Source organism: Paenibacillus allorhizosphaerae, from assembly GCF_042659105.1.
GTDB lineage: Bacteria > Bacillota > Bacilli > Paenibacillales > NBRC-103111 > Paenibacillus_G > Paenibacillus_G allorhizosphaerae.
The window spans coordinates 701,794-723,187 of sequence record NZ_JBHSRV010000001.1 but is presented as its reverse complement, the minus strand read 5'-3'; the positions used below and the strand labels follow the sequence as shown (position 1 = coordinate 723,187).

The window sequence follows — 21,394 nt, the reverse complement described above, 5'->3', positions numbered from 1 at the left end:
TGGAAGTGCATCTTGAGGCTTACAAAGTATCTATTTTAAGAGAGGAGAATGCGGGTTGAGCGATCATCCTCAAGATCGGGAGCCGGACCAACCGGAAGTATCGCGAAGAACGATCAGCAGACGCAAGCTTCTCGCGTCGATCGGGTTAACGGGTGCGGCGGCCGTTGCTGCAGGCTATGCGGGGTTCATTCAGTCGGGAAACGACACTCCCAAGACAGACACGGCCGAAGAACCGGAGAGGAGGAAGGAAATGAATTATTTCCTGACTGTAGGCGAACTGAAAGCTGCCGCTTCAGGGCTTTCGGACGGAATGCTCGTACGGACGATGGGCTATTATGAGCCCGGAGACGGGGGAGGTGCGGAATACGTCATTGCTTCCACCAATGTTCCCGAGGACGGAGGAGCCGTCCATAAGCTGCAGGGAGGCTTGATGGCGCGACTGCTTCCCGGCCCCTATATTAACTATAAAATGTTCGGCGTCGTCGGCGACAAAACGAATGATGACGGCGAACAGATCAAGAAGGCTCATACATACGCAAATCTGCGCAAGCTGCCGGTGTGGAACCCGAGCGGCGAATACTGGATCAAATCGGCGCATACGATCCCGATTCAAACCCCCGTGCAATGGGGCAGTTCCATCTTCCATATCGACGAGAGTAAGAGTACGAAGGCGAATCCGCGGTTCGTGGTCAATCCGTCGAAAAATCCGATCACCATCACCTTGAAACCGGAAGAGAAGACGGCGCTGCTCAAACGGTTAAAGCCGGGCACGACGCTGATCCCCGAGCTTGCCCAATATAAAAATTGCCTGGTGGTTGTCGCCGACAAGAACGATTTGATTGGTGCCCGCAGCGGCTATGAGAATCAGACGGGCTGGGCGCGCGAAGATTTCTTTTATGTCGATGAGTACGGCCGCATTATGGGCGATTTGGCTTGGACGTTCAAAGACATTACAAGCCTTACGGCATATCCTTGCGATGAAAATGTCCTGACGATCGAAGGCGGGACGTTCCTCGTTTCCGGCAACTTGCCCGGTCAAAAGTACGACGGGTACTACTGGAGCGGCATTCAAGTCAAGCGAAGCCGGACCGTCTTACGCAATCAATTCGTTGGGCTTGAGCCGGGAATGAAAGATATCTCCATGCAGGCCCGGTTCGGCTTTTTCTATTTTAATCTCGTCTATGATGTATTGCTGGAGAACGTGAAGCTCATTCCGTGGGAACAGGACCGCGGAGGCCCGGGAAAAGACGTAGGCGCCGGAACTTACGGGATCGGGGGGGCTCGCGTGCTCAATCCGGTATTTCGCAATGTCACGGCGGAAGGAAGTCTGGTGCACTGGGGCGTATTTGGAACGAACCTGATGAAAAATTTCCGAATCCAAAATTGCCGGCTGAACCGGATCGACGTGCATTTCCACTGCTGGAATTTGTATATTCAGGAGACGGAGGTTGGGTTCCGGGGCATATCCGTGACCGGCGGCGGCGATTTGATCATCGAGAATTCAAAGCGGTACGGAGGCGGCCAGTTCATTAATTACCGCAGAGATTTCGGGGCCAAATGGGACGGACACATACGAATCCGCAACTGCCGGCTGCTCCTGACGGACGATGTGGAAGCCTGCGTGCTATATCACACGCCGGCGCAATTCAATTACAAATATCCGATCGGCTTCGGACGCAGTATCATAATCGATAATTTCATTTTCGATTACACAGCGGTTCCGCAGGCGGTCAAACCGGCCTGGATCATGAAGCTGCCTGCTTTCTCCAGAACGACTCCGGAAGACCGTTTGTTTTTTCCGCAAACGATTCAATTCACCAATGTGCTCGTGGACGGAAGGGAACGGGGCGTACGACTGTTTGAAATTAAAGATTCGGCGGGATACCGGTTGTCGCGCAAAGGCGGTTATACATCGTCCGAAGGGCTGAAACCGAACTGTCTCATGAAGTTCGATCACGTGATGCTCGATGAGCAGGCTCCCGTGTCCCCGGAGCAGACGGACGGGGCGCATCTCATCATGCTGTCGCCGGATAACGCGGAACGGGACGAATACTCGCTGTATCCGAAAATAGAGCTGAAGCATTGCTCCAACCTGTACGCTGTCGTTCAGGAGTCGCCGGCCGATCTGTCTTTGGATGAGTGCGGCATCCGCGGTTTCCAGTTATCCGGCTCGAAAGGGAAGCCGCATCAAGGCAGGCTTACGATGGAGAACTGTGCGTTCGAGGCTGCTTTCGCGCAGGACAAAGGAGACTTTTGCAAGCTCGAGTCCGAAGGCGGAACATCGTTCCTTCATTGCGTTATTCGCACCCCGGTCATCGCCGGCCTTGCCAAGCCGGAGCTTTTGGACCGGTACGGCTTCATTGCCTATAATCAATTTCTAAAACATAGCCATCTGCGGACGAGATTGTCTGATGGCTTGCTTCGATCCAAACCGAAGCTTAGACCCGAGTTCGCCTCCATGCTGAACAGCCGTTCGGAGTCCGATCCGATTCATCCGATCCGAACGTCAGGCGTTTCTTCCGAACGGCCGGACGCGGATAGGGATGGTATTGCCCTCGGCTTCGTGTATTACGACACGGATTTGGGCCAGTCGATCGTGTGGGACGGAGCGAAGTGGAAAGAGCTTGGGAGGACGGTACAGACGCTGCAATATTATGCCGAAACGAAAGAGAAGTTCGTATCCGGCGTGAAGATGAAGCGGTCCGAGCAACATCCGACCGGCGAATATGTAATGGCGGCGGATGGTCGAGTAGAAACGTATGCGGCTGCGTACATCAGCGGTGAATCAGCAAATGCCGCCGCGTTCGAATTGACGCTAACGCGCAATGGGTCACCTTGGATTGAAGGCGTCGGAGGCGAGGTTGCCGCGAACGGCACGGCGGTAGGAAACGTTAGCGGCGACACGCAGTTCCAGGCCGGGGACCGTATCGGTGTCGTCGCAACGAATTTCAGTGCTGACGGGGACAAGGGAGCTTTCTTTTCAATCGAGCTTGGCGTCATTGCGTTTCGCACGGTGTAGCGAGCCGGGCTGCAAGTCCGTGTAACACAAATAAAGGAGCATGCCTGACCGATCATCTTCTCGGTGCAGCAGCTCCTTTTTCTATTGCAAGAAATACGCACTGCCGATGTTCGCTACCCGTTCGCATATGGAACGCTCATCTTCCATATGAGACCAATACAGCTTCAGGATGACGTTCAATTCACCTAGCTCCATCAGGCTCAACTGCAGATCCGTATACAGATGAAACGTGGGGATGATTTCCCGGTACATGTGGAAACGGTACGGCTCCTTATCGCGGGATACTTCCGTCCACTCCGCCGAGGTTCTTCGCGCGGGCAGCGTCAAAGAGGAACTGCGAATCATTTGCTGGCCGTCGCGGCCCGCAATAAATTCCGCGAGCATTTTCGCCTCCGGTTTGACTCGCGATCCGGCGTTAACCCCGATCCCGAGCGTCAGCAGCATCGTGATCGGCTGCTCCGAATATGGCAGCGGTGCGATATCCATCGGGAAAGAGGCCGCTTTCAACTTGTTCAGACTGAAATAGGTTGTCATGATCATCGATACTTTTTCGTTCAGGAACAGCACTTCCGCATCCGAATCGTTCTCGGAGAGGTAACCCGGCAGCACATTGCGCTTCTGCAGCAGCTCCCTGCAAGTCCGAATGCCGGCAATGAATTTGTCGCGGTCAAAGGACAGCCCGCCCCCCGGCCTGCGTTCGAACCGGACGCCGCTTTGCATAAGAAAGATCGGCCAGCGGTTGTAAGAGAACAGATGAAAATAAAAGCCGAGCCGCTCCTTCGGCAGCTCCAGCTGCTCCGCGCAGCGGAACAAATCTTCCCACGTCCAGCTGCTGTCCGGCTCGCTGAGCCCGCTCTGTTTAAAATGGTTTTTGTTATACAGCAGCACAATCGGAGAGAACGCAACCGGCTTCACGTAGAGCAATTCTTCATGCGCGTATGCCTTGTTCAAAAACGGATACGCATGCGTGTCCGGCTCGAATGGTTCAAGGCTGGCCAAGCCGTCGTGCTCGACAAAGTCGATGTAGTCCCGGTACGACATGGTGAACGCATCCAGCATGCCGCTTGTCATGTATTGTTTGGCGGTTTTGTAATACCGCAGCGACGGCAAGGGGATGAGCTCGACCTTGATGTTCGGATGAAGATGCTCAAAGGCGCGGAGCAAGGAAGAGAGTTCGATATCGCGTTCGACTACGTTTTGAGCGCCGAGTCGTACCGTAACAGGTTGCGGATTCGCAGCCGCACGCGGATTCGTTATTTTATTTCCGACACGAGGTATTTTCTCAACGAGTCCTTCATTGACAAGTACGGCAAGAGCTGCGCGCACGGATTTGTTGCTGAGGCCGAATTGCCCGGCCAAGCTTAATTCGGAAGGAAGATAGTCGCCCGGCTTTCGATTGCCGCTAACGATCTCGGCCCTTAAGCTGGCGATCATCGAATCCAAGCGGTGTTTAAACGATTCGCGGTCCAAGCTCTGCTTCATGGAATCCTCCTGCGATGGCATGGGTTAGGGAGAACGGGTAACTTAAGCATACACAAATCGATAACGTTCATCAATAAAATTATAAACTACATATAAACTACATAACGACATAAAAATGATTTGACAGCGATTGAGAGCGATAAATATAATAAAAAACATAAAGCAGAAATGAGTCACATATGCTGAAAATGATGTCGGTAATTGTTCTGTAGTTTCTAAGTCGTACATTAGATAACGAAGTCTGATGTATCGACCGAAAGGTTGATCGTTCGTCTGCCCCAATCATTACGAGTTCCGATAGGAGGGTCTTCATGGATACGAATGTTTCAGACCGTACAGCTACGGCCGTTGTTTCTTCGAATGCAGGGGTGAAAGTCGGGATCGTTTGTCATGAAACGGTATTATCGAATCTGCAAACGGTGCTCCGTTCGGTTCCCGCTGCGGTGCCGCTGTTCCAAACGTACCGTCACCGCGACCAAGCATTGGAAGCCGCCGACAAGTTGGCCGGGAAAGCTGAGGCGCTTCTTTTCTCGGAACCGGACGTATATCGGGAAGCGGAAAAACATATCGCTCTGCACATTCCTTCGGACTGCGTTTCGCTGTCCGGAACGAGTTTCATCCGGGCACTGTATAAGGCTGAGCGAAAGTTTGCGGGAACCGGCTTATCCGTTGATACCGTTACGAAACGTCAAGCGGAGCAAATCTGGACGGAGCTCGGAGAGTACTCGAGACCGCTTTACTGCTGCGACGAGGAGCTGCTGGCGGATCCGTTCAAAGTCATGGAATTTCACCGGTATTTGCTGGCGCAGGGAAAAACCGGTATGGCGTTGACCGGCATGCGGCAAGTTGCCGACGAACTGACCCGCCATGGAGTGCCGAACGAGTGGATTTCTCCCTCCGATCAAGATGTAGCAGGTTCCTTGAACAATCTCATCGCCGCCGTCGGTCGGCACTATCAGCAGTCTCAAGTGGTCATCGGGATTGTTCGGCTGGAGCCGCAGGCGCACGAACCGGCGAATGCGTCTGCTGGAAGCGCTCCCGGCGTAACAGGACGGGAGCATGATATTCGCCGGTTGCTGGTTTCCTTCGCCGATTCGCTCGAAGGGGAATTCACACAGCTGAACAATCAGGAATACATGTTTGTTACGCTGCGCCGCCCGTTTGAGAAAGTAACTCACGGCTGCCGCAAAATCCCGCTGGCCAAAGAGATGGAGCAGTTGTTCGGCCTATCGCTGAATATCGGAATCGGTTTCGGTTTTTCCGCCCGGCATGCAGGAGCGCATGCCAGGATGGCGCTGACCCATTCGCTTCAAGCGGGCAGCGGCACCGGCTTTATCGTGCGCGAAGATCGCGGCGTCATGGGGCCGCTTGAAATGACGGAGCCGCCGAAGCTCGATTTGACGCTGATTCCGCCGGATCGGATTCGGCGCGCGGAACGCGCAGGTATGTCGGCGGCTTATTTGAGCAAGCTCATGGTCGATGTGATCCGCAGCGGCGAGACGCGGTATACGGCGGATGAACTGGCGGAACTTCTCGGCGTTACACTGAGGACGGCGCACCGGCTTTTGGTGCTGTGGATGGACGACAAGATGGCGACAATTGTCGGAGAACAGCGTCCTGCGGGGAAAGGAAGGCCGAAGCAAATTTTCAATCTCGTGTTTTTAGCCGAGATGACCAAAGGCATGGTGTCCGCCTGATGCATAAGCCAGAGAGCAGGAAATCGATATTGGATACGGAGGTTCATTATGGCGGCCATTAACGGCTTACGAGCGAATATACGGCATGAAATGGAGCAGGTGCTGGCCGAATTCGTTCCCGTCCTGCAATCGTGGACCGATAACGACACCCGTCGTCTGATCGATCCGTTCGAAACCGTCTACAGCGAAAATTACGCACCGGCGAACGCTGCGGTCATTTATGCTTCGATCTACCGCAGCTCGGGGAACCCGGAGCATCTGCATGGCTGCTTGACGATGGTCCGAAGATCGGCCGAGCTGCTGCGGATTCGAACGGGAATAAGTCCCTTTTGCCGAGTGTTCCTGTACCATTACAGCATGATGGCGCTGCTGCTGCTGCCGGATGAAGCGCGCAGCGGCATTAGCGGCGAATTCTCGGAATTTTATGCATGCTATGAGGATGATTGCAAGCAGTTGAACACGAATTGCGCCGCATTGCAGTGGGGAACGGAGTTGTATTTGCAAAGTCTCGGTTTCCGCGGAGCGGACGTGAGCAAGCTGGAGCATTTGCTTCATTATGTAGAACAAGCGCAAGCCCCGGGAGGTTTTATTAACGACGAAGTTACGCACTCCGGGACGCTGGACGGCATGCCGATCGCGTATCATGCTTTTACGTTATTTATATTGTTCTCCTCCGTCGTAGCGGTTGCCGATCGCTGGCCAGAACAACTGGAAACGTACCGAACGCGGTCGCTTGCGATCATCGGTCGCGGATTGAAGTGGCTTACGTACTGCACAACGGAGGACGGCACTTACGCCATGATCGAACGCAGCAGCCACCAAATGTTCACTTGGGGCGTTTACGTAGCGCTGTTAAGCGGAAGCACGGCCGCCGAGAGCAGCGCTCTATTCCGCCATGCATGGGAATATTGGTTGAACTTTCGCCATGAGGACGGAAGCTACGGCTGTACCCCAAACTGGCTCCCGCACGGGCTGCGAACCGGATTTGAATCGTATACGCACGTCAATATGTACAATAATCTTGGCTTGACCGGCATAGCGGTGGCGCTGAAGGTGCTGGAAGCCCCTAAAGTCTGGCGCGACAAGCTGCCTCCGGTTCAGGTGTCTAGTGAATGCGCATACATCGATGAAGATAGCGGATACGCGTTTTACCGGAAAGGAGCGCATTATTTTGCATGTTCTTTGCGCATGCACAACCGGAAGTATGCGCCGGCTTTGCAGGGCTTCCATTACAGGTTGAGCGGCTGCCGACTGCCGCTGGCCGAGCCCAGATTCAAAGTGATCGATGCGGACAATCGGCAGTTTTTGGCGGAGGGCGCATGGGAAGGATTTCTGCTCAAGGACGAATCCGGTACATTGCATTTTCCCGATTCGACGGACAATGCTAATGCGCAATTCACGGACACGGGCGTCGAGTTGGTTCTCGATACGGTGCAGTACCGCTGTACGAAACATATTTCCGCCGTGGAGAACGGATTTTCCTGGAGATACCGCCTGGAGTTGAAGCAGGCTATTACGGACTGCTGGCATGTACTGCCTCTGATCGTACATGACGGCCGAAACGGCACCAAGGTCGTTGAGAAGTCGGCATCGCGAATGGACGTGGCGTATCAGGGGCAAAGCTTCTCCATAACCTACAGCCGTTCGAGTCAAATCGGCATGCAGCTCCATCGCACGCTGCTGTCCGTTTCCGGTGCGGCAGCAAACGTGCATGCCGTCATAACCGGGCCCTATGAGGCCGGAGCCGTATTGGAATGGGAGACAAGGCTGCAAGTACAGCGCGAACAGGAAGGAGGGGGAGGAAATGAAGGCATTATTCGCATATGAGGGAAATGTTGTCGTCAAGGATGACGCAGTGCCTGCGCTTCAAGGCGAGGATACGGTTTTGATTCGAACGGCTTACTCCACGGTCAGCCCGGGGACGGAGATGACGGCAGTAAGGCGAAGCAAGCAATCGCCGTTACAGCTTGGGTATTCCGCAGCGGGCGTCGTGGTGCAGGCGGGAGTGAAAGCTGCCGATGAATTTCCCCCGGGACAGCGGGTTGCCTGCTATGGCGGTCCGTATGTTAGGCATGCGGAATATTTGGCGGTGCATAAGCATCTGGTGGCCCCCGTACCCGATCATGTCAGTTTGGCAGAAGCATCGACGGCGGGTCTGGGAACGATCGCCGTTCACGCGGTTAGACAAGCTTCGCTGCAGTTTGGCGAAACGGTCGTGGTCGTCGGGTTGGGCATTCTCGGTCAAATTATCGCCCGCATCTGCCGTGCCGCTTGCCTGCGCGTCATCGTGTGCGATCTGCTCCCCGAACGGCGCAAAGCGCTTCAAGGAACAGCGGGGATTCATGTCTGTGACGGACCGGATGAAGTCAGCCGGATCGTAGCAGACGTCTCGGGAGGATTCGGCGCGGATGCGGTGCTGTTATGCGCAAGCGGGAACCAGAAGGAATTGCTCGATACGAGCTTCGACTGGATCCGCGACCGGGGGAAAGTCGTCATTGTAGGCGATTTGAGCATGGAGTTCACGCGCGCCAAGATGTTCAAGAAGGAGGCACAGCTGCTCATCTCCAGAGCCGGAGGTCCCGGAAGGTATGATCCGATGTACGAGGCAAGCGGCTTTGACTATCCTGCCGGCTACATCCGATGGACGGAAGGGAGGAACTTGCGGGAGTACATCCGTCTGCTGGCCGGCCGGCATATCGATATCGGTCCTCTGCTCAACCGCAGCGTTTCGCTGACGGAAGCTTACTCGGTATACGGGATGTACAAAAACGATCCAGGAAGCATTTTGGGCGCTGTCATTGCATATGAATCCACAAACTAAAGGAGTGCTGAACGTTGGAACAGTTAAACATCGGTCTGATCGGTCTGGATACTTCGCATGTACTTCATTTCTCCAAGCTGTTGAACGACAAGAGCCATGAATACCATGTGCCTGGAGGCAGGGTAACGGTCGCGTTCCCGGGCGGATCTCCGGATTTCGAGTTAAGCCACACGCGAGTCGAAGGCTATACGGCGCAACTGCGCGACGAGCTGGGCGTGCACATCGTCGCTTCCCCGGAAGCGGTAGCCGAAGCAAGCGACGCGATTATGCTCGAGTCCGTAGACGGACGCGTGCATTTGGAACAGTTCCGGGCGGTCGCTCCGTTCCGCAAGCCCGTCTTCATCGATAAACCGCTGACGGTACGCTCGGATGAGGCGCAAGAAATCGCTGCGCTTGCGAAACAGTACGGCATTCCGGTGATGAGCTCCTCGGCGCTGCGATTTGCGGAAGGGATGAAAGAGGCGCAGGGCAAGCAGGAGCTTGGAGATATTATCGGCGCCGACTGCTTCGGACCTATGGCGATTCAGCCGACCCAGCCGGGCTATTTCTGGTACGGCATCCATTCGATCGAGATGCTGTTCGCTTTGCTCGGAAGCGGCTGCGCCGAGCTGACGGCCCATGCCAACGACGATCATGACCTGATTACGGCGGTATGGAAGGATGGAAGAATCGGCACCGTACGCGGCAACCGTAAAGGCAACAACAAGTTCGGCGGAACCGTGCATCGTCAGAAGGCTTCCCATTTTATAGACGTTTACGCCAACCCGAAACCGTATTACGCGAGCTTGCTAGAAAGCGTCATCCGGTTGTTCCAAACCGGTACGCCCGATGTCTCCCTGGAGGAGACATTGGAAATCATTCGTTTCATCGAAGCGGCCAACGAAAGCCGCAGCACCGGGAAAACCGTACGACTCGGCTGAACGGCCGTACATTACATGATGAGGTGATAACAATGGAAAAAAGAACGCGCTTCGCACTGGTCGGAGCAGGAGTCATTTCAACAAGCCATGCCAAAGCGATAACCCCGAATCCGCGAGCCGAGCTCGTGGCGGTGTGCGATGTCGATAAAGATAAAGCGCAGAAGCTTGCCGATACATACGATATTCCGGCCGTATATCAAGATTTCGAGGAAATGCTGAAACGCGACGATATCGATGTCGTCAACATTTGCCTGCCAAGCGGCATGCATGCCGATTTCACGGTGGCTGCAGCCCAAGCCGGCAAACATGTGTTGTGCGAGAAGCCGCTCGACATTACGAAAGAAAAGATGGATTTGATGATCGGCGAAACGCGCAAACGCAACGTAAAGCTCGGTGTCATCTATCAACGGCGTACGTTCCCAGCCGCTATTGCAACACGCAAAGCGATTCAGGAAGGCAAACTTGGCACGATGGTGCTCGGCGACGCCTATCTGAAATATTACCGCAGCCCGGAATATTACAAAAGCGCGGGCTGGCGCGGTACATGGGCGCTTGACGGCGGCGGCGCGCTGATGAATCAAGGCGTGCACGGCATCGATCTGATCCAATGGATGATGGGCGATATTCATTCCGTGTTCGCCCATTCGAAAGCGCTCGTGCGCGATATCGAAGTCGAGGACACCGCCGTGGCGGTCGTCAAATATAAGAACGGCGCATTCGGCGTAATTCAAGGTACGACCTCCGTTTATCCGGGGCAGGAAACGCGCTTTGAGGTGCATGGGGAGCGCGGGTCGATCATTTTCGGCGACAGCGGATTCAAGCAATGGAAAATGCTGGACAGCGACGAGACCGCGCCGCAAGTGGAAGGTACGGCTTCGGCCAGCAGCGACCCGCGCAACATTTCCTCTAACGGGCACTTCATTCTAGTGGATGATATGATCCAGGCCATTATGGACGACCGCGATCCGATGGTTACAGGGGAAGAAGCAAGAAAGGCCGTCAGCGTCATCTTGGCGATTTACGAATCGGCTCGCGAGGGGAAAGAAATTGTTATCGGCTGAGGGTCTTCCGGATCGTGCGGAGCTTGAGCGCTTTTACCGCGATCATCTGGAGCAGCAGCTGCTGCCGTTCTGGCAGCGGGCGGCGGATACGGAATACGGCGGGGTGTACACCTGTTTCTCCAATGACGGCTCCGCGCTGACCGCTACGGACAAATATACGTGGTCGCAAGGCCGGTTTCTATGGCTGTGGTCGCGGATTGCGGAGCTTTGCCGGAAAGGGCTAATCTCCGGTAGCGAGCAGGACTACTTGGAGCAGGCGCAGAAAACTTGCGAATTTTTGATCCGCCATGCGTTTCTACCGGACGGAAGCACGAGTTTTTTGCTCACCAGGGAGGGCCAGCATAAAGAGTCGATCCCCGGCATGGGTTACCATGTAAGCTTCTACGCGGACTGCTTTGTCGTGCTCGGCATGGCCGAATTTGCACGGGTATCCGGTCAAGCGAAGGTGTTGGACGAAGCTTTCGTGCTGTACTTTGACATCGAGCGCAGGCTTCGGGAAGGAACGGTGCGCAGCGAGCCGTATCCGGTTCCGGAGGCGTATGACGCGCACGGCTTCAGCATGATCATGCTGAATACGAGTCAAGAGTTGGCCGGCGCGATGGAGACGCTTGGCGATAAACGGTTCGCCGTCGTACGCCAGCGCAGCGAGGCTTATATGGAGCAAATCATGGGCCGCTTTTGCGACAGCCGGCATTTGATGCGCGAACTGGTTCCCCGTGTCGGGGGCGGTAGCGAGCAGGATACGATGCTGACAAGGCACGTCAATCCCGGGCATTCGCTCGAATGTATGTGGTTCGTCATTCACGAGGCGGTTCATTTGCAAAGACAGGATGTGGTGGGGAAGGCGGTTCAAATCATCGAGCGGTCGTTCGATGAAGGTTGGGACCGTGAGTACGGCGGCCTTCTGCGTTATATCGATAAGGACGGAGGTCCGCCGGCAGGAGTTCCGGATCATTCGCGGTTCGGTTCGCTGGTGCGCGATACTTGGGATATGAAGCTGTGGTGGCCTCATTCGGAGGCGCTGTACGCCTTGCTGCTCGGCTTCGAACGGACGGGAGAGAAGCGGCTGTGGGACAACTACCGGATGCTGCACGAGTATGTGTTCCGCACGTTTCCGAATCCCGACAAGGAAGTCGGCGAGTGGATTCAGATCCGTGATCGGCAGGGGAAACCGATGAACACGGTCGTTGCACTCCCGGTCAAAGACCCTTATCATATCGCAAGAAACGTACTGCTGATCATCGAATTGCTTGGAAAGAACGAAGCATAAAGAAGAGTGGGAGCCTGCGGCGATATGCCTCAGGCTCTTTTTCTTCAGATTCATTTTGCTTAAACACTGCCGCAACAAGGCCCATAATTGTATTGTTATAACATTGGATACATGGTAATATAATTTAAATTGACAAATTAATGGTATTATTTTTGAGAAGCAGGGAGGTTGGAATTTTCGTACATGATGAATCAAATGAAAAAACATGGGATAAAAATGGCAGGCTTCCTCGTTGTAAGCGCTTTACTTGCGACCGCTGCCTGCGCCCAAGTCAATCCGGAGCCCCAACAAACGGCAGCCCCGCTGCCGAAGGAGGAGAAGGCGGATGATGCGCCGCAGCTCAGAACGAAGGAAGTATTCGATACGGCCAAATACAAGGGCTTGCTGCAGATTCATTATTTCCATCTGAAGGATACGAAGGTGGGGACCGGGGACAGCTACCTGATTACGACCCCCGACGGAAAAAACATGTTGATGGACGCCGGGATTGCCAGTACCGGATGGCAAGTTGTCAGATACCTGGATCAGCTCGGGATCAAAGAGCTTGACGCTGCGTACAACACGCATCCGCATACCGACCATCTCGGTGGCTATGCCGAGGTGCTGAAAGCGAAGGATGCCAAAATTTATTACAGGCAAAGTCACGAGTACACTGATTCCAGCCAATATCGTAATACGATCGCACAAGTAGACAAGAAGAAAATACCGCAGAAGATTTTGAAAACGGGAGACACCTTCATGCTCGGAAACGAAGTGAAGTTCGAGGTGCTTAGCCCGAACGTGGATAACGTAAATGCGGTTATCAAAAACAACGAAGCCTCGTCGATCAACTTCTATTCGCTTGTCGTAAAAATGACTTACAAGGATACGTCGTTCATCTTCCCGGGGGATATTTACAAGGATAGGGAAGCCGAGCTGGTGGAAAAGTTCGGCAACAAGCTGCACGCCGATTTCGTGCATGCACCTCACCACGGTAACGCCACCTCCTCTTCGCCGACTTGGGTGGATGCTGTGGTGCCGAAAGTAACGGTGCTCAGCTCCAACATTTTCAACAACCTGGAGGTTCTGAAGCGCTACGAAAGAAAAGGTTCCGAGGTATACTCCACCGGACTGAACGGCAATATTTTGATCACTTCGGACGGCAAAAAGCTGAATGTGGTCACCGAGAAGGATCGGGTGGATACCAAAAATATTAGATAATCGGATTGTCATAAACCAGTTTTGTCGTTTTTCAGAAGTTAGCCCAAATCCCTTACGGGGTAAAGATTCTTACCGTGCTGGTAAGAATCTTTTTTTCGCAATCACGCAATAGGAGCACAGTCCTAGTCCCCCTGATGCGCTTGTTCCCGATACTTGGCGGGAGTGATCGACATTAAGGAATGGAATGTTCTTGTAAAATAATGCACCGACCCGAAGCCGGTCCGGTCTGCAATCTCTTTGATCGAGCAGTCGCTGTTTTTCAGCCACCACGCCGCCTGTCGGACTCTCTCCCTACGTAAATACGAGCTGAATGTCTCGTGTATTCCAGAGGAAAACAAGCGGGATAAATGGCGTTCGGATATGTTCAGCGAAGACGCGACGATCGGTAACGTGAGCGGCTCGGACAAGTTATCGCGTATAAACAGTCGAGCTTGATTCAGCAAAGCGCTGGTTGAACTCGGCGGCTTGACATTTCCTGGCGCCATGCCGCCGAATAAAGGCAGAAACGACAAAATCAGCGCCATGGCAGCGTGGGGCAGGGCGGACGCCGTCAGTGGAGGTACGCTATCCTCGGGGATTAGGAGCGATTTCCACAACAGCGAAGCGGGATGCTCGCCACCATTCCTCTCCATGACAATGATATCCTCCTGCTGGGCCATTCTCCGAAAGCCATCCGCAATGGTTTGGTCTGTGACGCTTTCATCCACCTCAAAGGCGACAAAAAGCAAAGCAAGTCCCTCTGTTACGATCTGGTGATAAATGCCGGGCCGCGAGCAGAACCACGTCCCTCTGCCGATCAGATGGACGGTCTCCTGATCCTGATAGGTTCCTTCTCCGTTCAGCACGTAACATATCTCAAAGAAAGAATGTTTATGGTACGGATTAGACAAAAGCCTGCCGGATACGCCCCAATAATGTACTTTGAACGAAGCGCCGGCCCCCCGCAAATCAAATGCGTGCCTGCGCAGTCGCGCTTCGCTTTCTTTCCAACGGAACATGCATGAATCCCCCTCAAAAATGGCGTAATCGGACAAAAACATGACCTCTCCAGTCAAAGACGGCTTATCCCGAAACTCTTTATAATGCAGAGGAAATCGTCGATCAACGACATGTTAAGCTTGGGAGGTTTTTTCCATGATTAAACCACAGGATGTTCAATTTTACAATGAAAACGGGTATTTGCTCGTCCGCGGGGTGTTCTCTAAAGAAGAAGTCGAAATTATGAGAGGAGCGGTGGACCGCATCATCGAGCGGGCCGCTGCACTGAAGGCGGGGCAAAATCATGCATGGCAGGGGGACTTTATGCCTCCGGAGGAGCTGAAGAAGCTCGTGCTCAAAGGATTCCACGATATGCACTATCATGACTCCTGTTTTTTGCGCGCGCTGGCACATCCGAACATGACGGCCGTTTTGTCGCAGCTGATCGGACCGAACGTTCAGCTTCACCATTCGAAAATGCTGGTGAAACCGCCGGAAAACGGCGCCGCTTTTCCGATGCATCAGGACTATCCTTACTTTCCTCATGAAAAACATTCCATGCTGGCGGCAAGCGTACATCTGGATGATGCGGACGAAATGAACGGATGTCTTCGGGTTATCCCAGGCTCGCATAAAGAAGGGGCGCTTCCACATGTAGGAGCTCATTATTTGGATCACCGGCAATATCCCATCTCGATGGGGACGCTTTGCCCCGCAAAGGCAGGCGATGTGTTATTTTTCAATTATTTGACGATCCACGGCTCTGATGTAAACCGCAGCCAGCGAACAAGGCGGAATGTGCTGTTCCAATACCGTGATGCATCTGATTTTCCTGTGAAAAATACGCATTTCGACTGGGGGATGGGATTGATGGTAAGCGGAGAAAATCCGCATTTCGATAAAGTGAAGCCGGCATACAAGATCGTCTGATTTACTAATTGAGAACAGCCTGACGGGAGTATGCTCCCGTCAGGCTGCTTTGCGAGGCGGGCGTCAATCGATGAGATGCCGAACTTCCGGACGGTTCACGAAGCAGACCATGCCGGAAAGCATCACTTTTTTCCGATCCCATCCATCCAAAAGCGGACTTGCTATCAACGCAAACATGACATAGCCCAAACCGTAGGCTCCTATCATCCAACCGGAAATTTCAGTAGGGATATCAGGAAAAACAAAGCGAGCAACTTGTTCATTGTTTATCTTCTCTTATAGTTAAATGGCTAATATTAGTTTTTGTAGTTGAATAAGTATTGAACTAGAAGATGAAAAAATAGGATTTCTTTCTACAGCGTATCCAGAAATCCGGGCAAGTAAGCTTGAAAAGTTTCCATATCGATGCTCATATACTTCGTTTGCGCTTCTTTCCGTACCCTAATTAATTTCGCCTCCCTTAGTGTACGAAAATGATATGACGTGTTCGACTTCGATGCCTCGCAAATATGCCCTACTTCCCCACAGCTCATCTCCTTGCTGCCCAAATACAGCGTTCGAATGATCTCCAATCTTGTCGGGTCGGCCAGAGCCTTGAATATAGCGACTCGCTGCTCATTGTTCAATGCCATTGTAGTAGTCATGAAAATATTGTACTACAGTGAGGGATGAAATCAAGTACATCCCGTACATCCGTTCATTCCACCCTATATTCCGATTAGATTGACGCTGGCAAAGGTGTCTCGTTTGTCCGATTCTCGCATTTTGGCGAAAATCGATCTTGAATTTGAAAGCGGATTCAAAGTATAATTTACTCGTTCAAACTTGAAATATATCTGAAACATTTCACAGTAAATCCCCCAGCCGATGGGGAATACGAAAGGCTGTTTATGATGATGGCATTTGTCGCTTTTATCGGTATTGCGGCGATCTGCGCCGGAGTCGGCGTCGCGCGCTTGTTATTCTCCGGTGTCCGCAAGGTTGTTCCGCGCAAACGTATTATTGTGTCCTCCGCGTCGTTATTGATTTGCTTCGCACTGCTGCCCCTCCCTCGGGCGCAGGCTGCCGGGCCGATGGTTATTGACAGCTACGAAGGCCCGATTACACAGAACGAAATCAATTCTTTCAAGGCGTACATTCAAACCGTGAAGCCTGTCGTTTGGGGCGAAACGACCAACATGAACAATGAATACGCTCAAGGGAAGAGCGGGGAAGCCATCAAGGCGATGGGGCTTATGTATGAGCTGACGGGCGATACCGAAATTCTCGACCGGATGATCTACTTCTGCGATGTGGTGCTCTCCCAGCGCAACGACATCCTCCCAGCACCATACGGCCAGCGCATAGCTTGGACCAGCACGATCGCTCCCGTATGGCCCGGCAGTCCCAAGGATCCCGCCGGAGCCGACTCGGCAAACGGAGACCACGTCGGCCATCTCGCCTTCTGCGCAAGGCTGATTCTCCAAACGCCGTCGAGCTGGGATAAACCGGTTCCCATCGGAGACGAGTTTGGGCACGGCGCAACGTACCGGGAGCGAGCCGCTACGTTTTTGACGCAGGCCGATTACGTCGTGAACGAGTTCTTTTTCCCGTATTTGCTCGATTTCTCGCACGCAAATAAATACTACTTCTCAACCATGTCGCCGTACAAGACCGGGGAGCCGCTGCCGTGGAACCAGCAAATGATGATCACGTACGGGTTTCAAAATTTGGCTGTTGCCCACGAATTGGCAGGGGATAATCCGGCGCTCGTAGCAAAGTACGACAGGATTGTTCAGACGAACATCGACTGGTTTTTCAAAGATAACACGGTGAAGAAAGTGTATACCAACAGTGCAGGCAATACGACTTACAACTGGGGCTATGCGCCGACCAGCTCGGGAGGGGAAGATTCCAATCACGCCAGTCTGGATGTCGCCGGTTTTTACCGCGCATACTTGAGCGGCCGCTACGGGATTACGTCCGAGATGATGAAGCCGTTTGCGAATATGTATGCCGATGTGATGATAAGAGGACCCAAAGATTTTGCGGGCCGCGTCGACGGAAAAGACGGAACGGGCCACGCAGCGCCGACGACGTATGCCCGGAGCGGCAATATTTATTTAGCCGACCTGCGTCCGGATATGTATTACGACTTGGCCTATGCGGATTTGGCAAGCAAGACGACGACGGGGCTGGATATGTTCTCCCGCTTTATGTGGGCGAAAAACGAGCGGTACAAAAAAGGGTACAGCATCGAGTTCAACCCGGCGCCGCGTCCGTCGACTTCGGCGCAAACCGTTTCGTTATCGACGTCGCTGAGCGGCGCGGCGATTCGCTACACGACTGACGGCAGCATGCCGACACCGACGCACGGCACGCTCTATACTGGACCGGTTACGGTATCCAAAACGGCGACAGTTAAAGCGGTAGCCTACACAGCGGCTACTACAAGTCCCGTATCCTCGGGCAAATACACGGTTGCGCCGACAGCGCCTTCGAATTTGACCGCTGCAGCCGTATCCAGCAGTCAAATCGGGCTAAGCTGGACGTCATCGGACGGGGGCGGCGGAGCGCTTACCTATGATGTGTATCGGGGCGCAGAACGGATCGGTTCGACTGCGGCGACGACCTATAACGATACGGGACTTACCGCTTCAACTGCCTACAGCTACACGGTGAAAGCGAAGGATGCGGCGGGCAACGAATCGGCAGCAAGCAATAGCGTCACCGCTACGACGTTCTCCGATACGATATTAGGCATTTCTGAATGGAGCTATACGATCAACTCCGGCGATATTACGCTGCAGATGCAATTGAACGGAGATACGCTGGCGTCGATCCGAGACAATGAACGCTTCTTGACGGCGGGCACCGACTATGTGAACAACGGAACTTCCGTCACGCTGAAAAAAACATACCTCGGCACCTTGGCAATCGGCCGCTACCCGCTTACGTTTTCCTTCGGTTCCGGAAAACAGGAAGTGCTCACGCTGAAGGTTGCGCAGGGAAGCTTAACGCTCAACAAGACGTACTTTGCCTCCTCGATATGGAACAGTTCGTACAGCGAAAAGTACGCCTTCGACTCGAACGCCTCTACCCGTTGGTCGGCGGCGAAGGGGCAGGTGGCCGATCAATTCCTCGGCGTTAACTTTGGAAGCGAGCTGGAGTTCAATAAAGTCGTTCTCAAGGAAATTACTTATCCGCGCGTTAATGCGTTCGTCCTGCAAGCGTCGAATGACGGCGTGCATTACTCCGATATCCCCGGTACGGAAGACACGTCGATCGGCGCACAGAAAACGATCACGTTCGATCCGGTGACCGCTCAATATGTCAGGTTGTGGATGTATTCCACAAAGCTGGAGTCCGGGGCAAGCAAGGAGCCTACTATTAACGAGTTCGAAGTGTATAATGACGTCGATACGGAGGCTCCGGTCCTTGTTGTCCCCGGGGATATGACCGTCGAAGCGACGGGTGAAAGAACGCCGGTTTCGATCGGGACGGCCACTTCGCCGGACGAGGTTACGATAACAAGCGATGCGCCGGCCGATTATCCGCTGGGTACGACGATCGTCACCTGGACGGCGACAAAGGGGAACGGCCTTTCCAGCACGGCGAAGCAGGCGATTACCGTCGTCGACACAAGGCCCCCGGTCATAACCGTAGAGACGACTCCATTGCCGAACGGCAATGGTTGGCACAACCGCGATGTGACGGTTCACTTGGCCGTATACGACAGCGGTTCGGGATTGACTTCGGTTACGCCTGATATCGTCATAACTGCGGAAGGCGCAAACCAGACGGTAACAGGTGCCGCAGCCGACAAAGCGGGTAATCAGGCGAGCGCAACGGCAACGATCCATTTGGATAAAACGATGCCTGCGACGCTGGCCGCTCTGACGCCATTCGAGCCGGAAGGAGCGAACGGCTGGTATGCGCATCCGGTAACAATGCAGTTAACCGGAACGGATGTTCTGTCCGGAGTAGAGCGGACGGAATACAGCACAGACGGCGGCACGACATGGCAGCCGTATACGGAACCGGTAACGATTCGTGAGGACGGCCGGTATACGGTAAGTTACCGCTCCACGGACAAAGCGGGCAATCAGGAGCAGCCCAAGTCGATCCGTTTTCAACTGGATACGACGGCACCGGTCATTGCAGTGAGTTCACCCGCAGCCGGAAGGAGCTACCCGGATGCCGGCGACATCACGTTCCAGTATACGACAACGGATGGATTAGCCGGCGTTGACGGAAGCCGCACGTCCGCTGCGCTTAACGGCCAGCCCATTGCAAATGGGGCGGTTGTACCGTTGTACGCCTTGCCGCTGGGCGTAAACACGATACAAGCGACGGCCGGCGACTCGGCGGGGAACGTCCAGACCGTCACGGTAACGTTTGCGACGTACGCCGATCTCGATTCCATGAAAGCTTTGGTAACGCGCTTTAACGGTATGAGCTGGATCGATAACGCAGGCATTGCGGACAGTTTGCAAAGCAAGCTGCAGCAAGGCAATTTGAAAGCGTTGATGAACGAAGTGAGGGCGCAAAGCGGCAAGCACATCTCCAAGGAAGCGGCCGATTATTTGCTGCGTGACGCGCAAGCGATTCTCGACGCTTTGACGACGATGGTAGCGAAATATAGCGGCGACCATTCGATTGGGCGACCGGAAGTGGCTCGTGAATTGCTGGACGCGCTGAAAGACGGCAATCTCAAAGCTTTTGCGAAGAAAGTAAGCGGGGAAGCCGGGAAACAGATCGCTCCCGAGGCGGCAAGCGCGATGCTCCAAGGGCTGCAGCCGCTGCTCAAGGACTAGCGGGAAGACGTTGCCGATGGATCGAAGGCCATAGCGCTTTTTATAAAAGTGAACTGTACAGACCTCCAAAACCGTGCTCATGCGGGGATGGAGGTTTTTCGTTACCCCGCTTTCGAATGATGTATTGCGCAAATGATATAATGTCATTATAGTTTTACAAAAAGCAACAAACGTACATGCAGGCAATGGTGTAGAGAAGCAGAGGGGGGATTTCATTGACTTTGCAGCAATTGAAATACGTGATCGAGGTGGCGAACCAAGGTTCCATTAACGAGGCGGCGAAGCGGTTGTTTATTTCTCAGCCGAGCCTTTCCAATGCGATCAAGGATTTGGAAGAAGAAATGCAGATTGCGATTTTCGAACGATCCAATAAAGGGATCTCCTTATCCAAGGAAGGCGCCCAATTTCTCGGATACGCGCGCCAGGTCGTCGAACAGGCCGAACTGCTGGAAAGCCGGTATCTTAACGCCAAGCCTTCCCCGCAGCATTTCTCGGTATCGACGCAGCATTACGCTTTCGCGGTCAATGCCTTTGTAAATTTGATCCGGGAATATGGTCAGGAGGAGTATGACTTTGCGCTGCGCGAGACCAAGACGTACGAAATTATCGAGGATGTCAAACGGCTGCGCAGCGAAATCGGAATCTTGTATTTGAACGAATTTAACGGCAAAGTGATCAACAAATTGCTCAAAGAGGCGAACTTGCAGTTTACAAGCTTGTTTACGGCGAAGCCGCACGTTTTCATCAGCATTCGAAATCCGCTGGCCAAGCAGTCGATCGTTACGCTCGAGCAGCTGCAGCATTACCCGTATCTTTCGTTTGATCAGGGAGAATATAATTCGTTTCATTTCTCGGAAGAGATTCTAAGCACGATGACCCGCAACAAAAGCATTCGCGTAAACGACCGCGCGACGCTGTTTAATTTATTGATCGGACTGAATGGATATACCATCTCGACGGGCGTGCTCAGCGCGGATTTGAATGGCAACGAGATTATTCCCGTGCCGCTCGACTGCGAGGAAACCATTAACGTAGGCTGGATCTCGCACCGCAACGTGTCGCTATCCAAGCTCGGAATCGCCTACGTGCAAGCGCTCCAAGACGTACTTCATAACCCGAATTAATATAGTCTTGGACTATGACCAGGTATAGTTTAATCGAGTTACGCTATAACTGGCGATCCGTGGTATCGTTCTTGTAAACAACCGCAAGGTTCAACT

General features: G+C 53.5%; 14 protein-coding genes and 1 pseudogene. 11 read left to right on the top strand and 4 right to left on the bottom strand.

Going from position 1 to position 21,394, the window contains the following annotated elements; genetic code table 11:
- The first annotated feature begins 55 nt into the window (after window positions 1-55).
- Window positions 56-3,019: a hypothetical protein gene (locus ACFQI7_RS03040; protein WP_218096923.1), complete on the top strand. Its 2,964-nt coding sequence runs from the start codon at window positions 56-58 to the stop codon at window positions 3,017-3,019.
- Between the two features lie 81 nt (window positions 3,020-3,100).
- On the opposite strand, the gene ACFQI7_RS03035 is transcribed toward ACFQI7_RS03040, so the two are convergent.
- Window positions 3,101-4,501, bottom strand: a complete 1,401-nt coding sequence (locus tag ACFQI7_RS03035) for an extracellular solute-binding protein (RefSeq protein ID WP_218096922.1) — start codon at window positions 4,499-4,501, stop codon at window positions 3,101-3,103.
- A 311-nt stretch (window positions 4,502-4,812) separates the two neighbouring features.
- Here ACFQI7_RS03035 and ACFQI7_RS03030 point away from each other — a divergent pair, with 311 nt between their 5' ends.
- The 7 genes from ACFQI7_RS03030 to ACFQI7_RS03000 all read left to right on the top strand — a co-directional run bounded on the left by ACFQI7_RS03030 (window position 4,813) and on the right by ACFQI7_RS03000 (window position 13,470).
- Entirely contained in the window at window positions 4,813-6,198 is a 1,386-nt protein-coding gene (locus tag ACFQI7_RS03030) for a hypothetical protein (RefSeq protein ID WP_218096921.1), read from the top strand.
- A gap of 48 nt (window positions 6,199-6,246) precedes the next feature.
- Window positions 6,247-8,025, top strand: a complete 1,779-nt coding sequence (locus ACFQI7_RS03025) for a hypothetical protein (protein ID WP_218096920.1) — start codon at window positions 6,247-6,249, stop codon at window positions 8,023-8,025.
- On the top strand, window positions 8,003-9,019 hold the full coding sequence (locus ACFQI7_RS03020) for a zinc-dependent alcohol dehydrogenase (RefSeq protein WP_218096919.1): 1,017 nt from the start codon (window positions 8,003-8,005) through the stop codon (window positions 9,017-9,019). The genes ACFQI7_RS03025 and ACFQI7_RS03020 overlap by 23 nt, the downstream gene beginning before the upstream one ends.
- 14 nt (window positions 9,020-9,033) lie before the next feature.
- The gene (locus ACFQI7_RS03015) at window positions 9,034-9,939 is read left to right on the top strand and encodes a Gfo/Idh/MocA family protein (protein WP_218096918.1); all 906 of its coding nucleotides are present in this window, start codon (window positions 9,034-9,036) and stop codon (window positions 9,937-9,939) included.
- Between the two features lie 32 nt (window positions 9,940-9,971).
- The gene (locus tag ACFQI7_RS03010) at window positions 9,972-11,000 is read left to right on the top strand and encodes a Gfo/Idh/MocA family protein (RefSeq protein WP_218096917.1); all 1,029 of its coding nucleotides are present in this window, start codon (window positions 9,972-9,974) and stop codon (window positions 10,998-11,000) included.
- Window positions 10,987-12,270: an AGE family epimerase/isomerase gene (locus ACFQI7_RS03005; RefSeq protein ID WP_218096915.1), complete on the top strand. Its 1,284-nt coding sequence runs from the start codon at window positions 10,987-10,989 to the stop codon at window positions 12,268-12,270. The genes ACFQI7_RS03010 and ACFQI7_RS03005 overlap by 14 nt, the downstream gene beginning before the upstream one ends.
- Before the next feature lie 168 nt (window positions 12,271-12,438).
- Complete coding sequence (locus ACFQI7_RS03000; RefSeq protein WP_377516597.1) at window positions 12,439-13,470, top strand: ComEC/Rec2 family competence protein; 1,032 nt, start codon at window positions 12,439-12,441, stop codon at window positions 13,468-13,470.
- 122 nt (window positions 13,471-13,592) lie between these two features.
- Here the strand turns inward: ACFQI7_RS03000 and ACFQI7_RS02995 are convergent, their stop codons facing one another.
- Window positions 13,593-14,468, bottom strand: coding sequence for an AraC family transcriptional regulator (locus ACFQI7_RS02995; protein ID WP_218096913.1), 876 nt, complete (start codon window positions 14,466-14,468; stop codon window positions 13,593-13,595).
- Between the two features lie 136 nt (window positions 14,469-14,604).
- Between ACFQI7_RS02995 and ACFQI7_RS02990 the strand changes: the two genes are divergently transcribed.
- Window positions 14,605-15,378: a phytanoyl-CoA dioxygenase family protein gene (locus tag ACFQI7_RS02990; RefSeq protein WP_218096912.1), complete on the top strand. Its 774-nt coding sequence runs from the start codon at window positions 14,605-14,607 to the stop codon at window positions 15,376-15,378.
- Window positions 15,379-15,477: 99 nt separating this feature from the next.
- On the opposite strand, the pseudogene ACFQI7_RS02985 reads toward ACFQI7_RS02990, so the two are convergent.
- Window positions 15,478-15,609: pseudogene (locus tag ACFQI7_RS02985) on the bottom strand (MFS transporter); the annotation flags it as partial.
- Between the two features lie 122 nt (window positions 15,610-15,731).
- Window positions 15,732-16,022, bottom strand: coding sequence for an ArsR/SmtB family transcription factor (locus tag ACFQI7_RS02980; protein ID WP_218096911.1), 291 nt, complete (start codon window positions 16,020-16,022; stop codon window positions 15,732-15,734).
- A gap of 246 nt (window positions 16,023-16,268) precedes the next feature.
- Between ACFQI7_RS02980 and ACFQI7_RS02975 the strand changes: the two genes are divergently transcribed.
- A complete protein-coding gene (locus tag ACFQI7_RS02975) occupies window positions 16,269-20,174 on the top strand; it encodes an OmpL47-type beta-barrel domain-containing protein (RefSeq protein WP_218096910.1) in 3,906 nt (1,301 codons plus the stop codon).
- Between the two features lie 215 nt (window positions 20,175-20,389).
- A complete protein-coding gene (locus ACFQI7_RS02970) occupies window positions 20,390-21,298 on the top strand; it encodes a LysR family transcriptional regulator (protein WP_218096909.1) in 909 nt (302 codons plus the stop codon).
- Window positions 21,299-21,394: the final 96 nt, after the last annotated feature.